The 4,795-nt window shown below is 33.4% G+C and carries 3 protein-coding genes and 1 pseudogene; 2 read left to right on the forward strand and 2 right to left on the reverse strand.

Annotation, left to right across the window (positions count from 1 at the left end):
- A pseudogene (locus tag ACIQ0D_RS11600) lies at window positions 1-687 on the reverse strand (tail-specific protease); the annotation flags it as partial.
- Window positions 688-846: 159 nt separating this feature from the next.
- Window positions 847-1,722, reverse strand: a complete 876-nt coding sequence (locus ACIQ0D_RS11605) for a tetratricopeptide repeat protein (protein WP_395805782.1) — start codon at window positions 1,720-1,722, stop codon at window positions 847-849.
- 409 nt (window positions 1,723-2,131) lie between these two features.
- Here ACIQ0D_RS11605 and ACIQ0D_RS11610 point away from each other — a divergent pair, with 409 nt between their 5' ends.
- Both ACIQ0D_RS11610 and ACIQ0D_RS11615 read left to right on the forward strand, forming a co-directional pair.
- Window positions 2,132-3,412: a replication-associated recombination protein A gene (locus ACIQ0D_RS11610; RefSeq protein WP_395805784.1), complete on the forward strand. Its 1,281-nt coding sequence runs from the start codon at window positions 2,132-2,134 to the stop codon at window positions 3,410-3,412.
- Between the two features lie 32 nt (window positions 3,413-3,444).
- A partial coding sequence (locus ACIQ0D_RS11615; protein WP_395805786.1) for a DUF5687 family protein occupies window positions 3,445-4,795 on the forward strand: 1,351 nt, incomplete at its 3' end.

Genomic DNA, 4,795 nt, shown 5'->3' on the forward strand with positions numbered 1-4,795 from the left:
GGGATCTACAGTCCCAGTAAAAGCATTCATGAAAATCTGGAAAACATCCTGATGATTGAACTTTGTAGACTGTGATATTAGATTTTCGTAACGCTTTTTTAGGGTTTCCTTAATTTTAGATTGATCAGTACCCGTAATCTTTAAATTAAGCATTTCGTACTTAATACGCTTTGACCAAAGGCTGTTGGATTCGGCTTCCGACTTTAACCAAGGAAATTTTTCGCGGTCGTAAGTATAGCTATCATTAGTCGTAAAATTGAAATCCTTTTCAATTTCCTTTAGCGCAAAGTTAACCCGATCGTTATAACGCTTTTGATATACATTGAAGATGTAAAAAGCTACGCTCAAATCGCCATCACGTAAATCATCATCTAAGCTTAAACGATATTTCTCAAATTCAGTAATATCACTTTGTAAAAAATAAGTTTTACCACCATCTAAGGCCTTCAAATACTCATCAAAAACAATAGATGAAAAATTATCATCAATAACTACTTTATGATAATGGAAATTCTCCATTAATTCTACCAATGACTTAGCAATAACTGATTGTTGCTTGTCAGGCTGTAAATCGCCATCTGCTACAATTATATTTACTCTTGGATCGGCCTGGCAGGATAAAGCTGCAACAATAAAAAGGGCCAGACATAATCTCTTTAACATTTCTTTAACTGATTTTAATTTCATCGTAGATTTAAGATATCCAAATTGATACCAAATTTAAACTTTAAGTATTGCAATATTCAATTACAAAGGCAAAGCTTGTAACATGTTTATGTAATATTCACAATTTATGTTGAATATATTCAAAATACATGATTATTAAGCATAATTGAGACTAACAATTTATTGAACTGAGACTAAATATTCCTCTTCCAATTGCTTAAACTGCAATAAAGCTAAATTTGCAGCATTTAAATTACCTAATTTACTATATAACTCAAAAAGGTCTTTTTTTATTTCAATTAATTGAAACTTATATTGATTCTTTACTGACAATTGCTCGGCTTCTTGGATATCATTTAGAGCTAATTGCCAATCGCCAATTGCCATTTTGACATGTGCCAAATTGATTAATGAGTTTACTATACTTTCTGAATGCCCTATTTTCCGAGCGAGCAAATTAGATTGGATGTAAAACCATTTAGCTTCAGAAAACCTCTTCTGACTTTTATAATTAAATGCCAGTTGATCATAGCATTTTATAGCTCCAATTTTATCATTCAATTTATAATAAAGCAATGGTAAAGCCTTCTTCATGACCAAGTTTTCAGCATCTTTAAAATTATTCTGACTAATAAATATTTGAGAAAGTAACAAATATGTATCCGCCAAGCTTACATCATTCTGGCTTATTAAAGAAAGATCAACCAAGGTATTGCCCAATTTAACTGCATTGAAATAATTGCCCATAAAAGCATGAATGCGCATCATACTTTGATGGTTTTTAATCACACCAGCATTATTTTTAAGGGTGGCATTAATGGATAAAGCTTCGGTAAAAATATTCAAAGATTCATCCATATCTCCATTCAAGGCAGTATGTATTCCGTAAGAGTGTATCGCACTTGCTTCTACTTTACGATCACATAAATTCCTATAAAGAAAAATAAGCTGCTCATATGCGCTAAGCGAATCGGTTTTAAAAGAACCTGAATAAATACCGGCAGAAACGGGGAAGATAAGTGGCGGACTATCTGATGCTTTGAGTTGTTTATTCAAAGACAAAGTATTTTGAATTTTTTTAAGCTGATTAAAAATTTCGCTAGGATTTATTTTTTCTTTAGTCTCTAATGAATAAAGTCTCGATAATTTTGGGATTATACTCCAATTAAGCGAATCAATACTTGAAGAAATTGGTTTTGAATAAGAAAAAAATGAAAAGTTAAAAACCAAAAACAGTAATAATAAAAATCTGTTGAAGCGCATTAGAAATGTGGGTAAAATATATTTGAAAATATAAACATAGTAATTTCATGAGTTTTTTGGATAATAAAATATATTTAACATTGTTTCATCCATAAAACGAAAAGGAAGAAAATAAAAATGTGAAAACTAATTTAAAGATAAAAAAAGCTCAAAAAATCGATACATTAGAACAGGCAAAAATAGCTTAAAAACGAAACATCAAATGGCAACCATCCCTCCATTGGCCGAACGTATGCGTCCAGAAACGCTTGACGATTATGTTGGGCAAAAACATTTAGTCGGCAAAGAAGCCATTCTACGTGTGGCCATTGAAAGTGGGCGCTTGCCTTCTTTAATATTGTGGGGACCACCCGGAGTTGGGAAAACTACGCTTGCTTTTATCATTTCTAGGCAACTCCAGCGACCATTTTTTAGTCTAAGTGCTATCAATTCGGGGGTAAAAGACATTCGTGAGGTTATTGAAAAAGCTGCATTACTGAAAGAGGAAAATGAAAATCTTCCAATTTTGTTTATTGATGAAATTCACCGTTTTTCAAAATCACAACAAGATTCTCTATTAGGCGCAGTAGAAAGAGGATTAGTGACACTCATCGGTGCTACCACAGAAAATCCTTCCTTCGAAGTAATTTCGGCTCTCCTTTCGCGAAGTCAGGTTTATATCTTACAAAATCTAAAAGAAGAAGACCTTCTGGAACTTTTAAATAAAGCAATTGCTGAAGACCCCCATTTAAAAGAGAAAAAAGTTGTCATTGATGAGTATGAGGCCTTATTACGCCTTTCGGGAGGTGATGCTAGAAAGCTCCTTAATGTACTTGAGCTTGTTGTAAATGCCATCAATAAAGATCAAGTTATTATCACCAATGAGCTGGTAATGAAGCATGTGCAACAAAATATGGCCATGTATGATAAAGCTGGCGAACAGCACTATGATATCATTTCGGCTTTCATAAAATCCATAAGAGGTAGCGACCCAAATGCAGCAGTTTATTGGTTGGCACGCATGATTGCCGGTGGTGAAGATCCATTATTTATTGCCCGCAGATTAGTCATTTTGGCTTCTGAAGATATTGGCAATGCAAACCCCAATGCACTCCTACTCGCAAATAACTGCTTTCAAGCTGTAAATGTGATTGGCTGGCCCGAATCAAGAATTATATTAGCACAAGCAGTTACTTATTTAGCATCATCAGCAAAAAGCAATGCCAGCTATGAAGCCATCAATAAAGCCCAAGAATTAGTCGCAAGAACTGGCGATCAATCCGTGCCCCTCCATTTACGAAATGCACCCACCAAACTGATGAAAAACATTGGCTATGGGAAAGAGTATGAATATTCACATCAATTCGAAAATAATTTTTCGCAACAAGAATATCTGCCAGAAAATATCAGCGGAACACTTTTATACGATCCCGGAAAAAATATGGCCGAAGAAAAAATACGTGAACATTTAAAATCCCTGTGGAAAGAAAAATATAAATATTAATTTTAAATTAAATTATTTTCTTATTTTTAGATATGACATTAACCTTCTTAAACCACCAAATAAAGGCTTTTTGGCGCTCAAAAAATACCGGTAAAAGTATTGCTATGCGTATTTTTATGGCAATATTGATAATCTATTTATTACTGAATGTATTGGTATTAGCATTTTTCATGGATACCATTCTTGAAAAAACCTTTCCTAATCAAGATAGCATTCAAACATTCAATAGTTTTATACTTTATTACTTTCTATTGGATTTATTGATGCGTTTCCAATTGCAGGAGCTTCCAACACTCGCTGTTAGACCCTATTTACACCTACGCCTCAAAAAAAATCAATTAATAAATTATTTATCTATTACTTCTTTAGGGAGCACCTTTAACATCACTCCACTTCTTTTAAGTATGCCATTTTTAATAAAAGTGCTTATTCCTGCACATGGCTATATGGTGTTTGGTGCTTATGTATTGAGTGTTTTGGCATTAACCTTTACAAACCACTTTTTAAGTATGTGGATTAAAAGAAAAGTAAACCTAAATGCCATTTGGATGCTTGTTTTCTTAGGTACGCTCCTACTTTTTGTCTTATTAGACTTTCAATTTAAACTCTTTTCAATCTCAACACTATCAGCGCAGATTTTCAACCAATTATTAAGCATACCAGCCATTAGCTTGATCTTTTTAGTATTGGCAGTACTTATTTTTATAATGAATTTCAGGTATTTGAAAAGCAATTTATACCTGGAAGAGCTCAGCAAAGCTAGTGTTTCACATAAATCGAGTACCGAAATACCTTATTTGGGAAAATTTGGATTATCTGGCGATTTAGCAGCCAATGAACTTAAGCTTATTCTCAGAAATAAACGACCTAGATCAGTGATTATGACGAGCTTATTATTCATGTTTTACGGACTTATCTTTTATAACAGACCTGATCTTAGTGACTATCCTATTCTCTTTTGTGGGATGTTCATGACAGGTATATTTATTATTAATTACGGACAATTTATGTTTAGTTGGCAAAGTGCCCATTTTGATGGAATTCTAGTCAGCAAGGTTAGTATTAGAGAATTTTTCAAAGCCAAATTCTTACTGTTTACTCTATTCTCATCGATAACTTTCGTGCTCACTATACCTTATGTTTATTTTGGTTGGAGAGTGCTACTGATTCATTTTGTCATGCTCATTTGGAACTTGGGTGTCAATACCGTTTTAGTATTGTTTTTTGCGAATCAGAATTATAGAAGAATCGATCTAAGTAAAGGATCGGCATTCAATTGGGAGGGGGTTGGAGCATCACAATGGATTTTGTCGCTTCCTCTATTAATAACACCATTTCTGATTTATTTACCATTTAGTTATATGGATTATCCGGATGCTGGAA

It is taken from the genome of Daejeonella sp. (assembly GCF_044342615.1).
Lineage (GTDB): Bacteria > Bacteroidota > Bacteroidia > Sphingobacteriales > Sphingobacteriaceae > Daejeonella.

Excerpts from the sequence above, each read along its gene's own strand:
- ACIQ0D_RS11610 (WP_395805784.1), top strand. The coding sequence starts at position 2,132 with ATGGCAACCATCCCTCCATTGGCCGAACGTATGCGTCCAGAAACGCTT.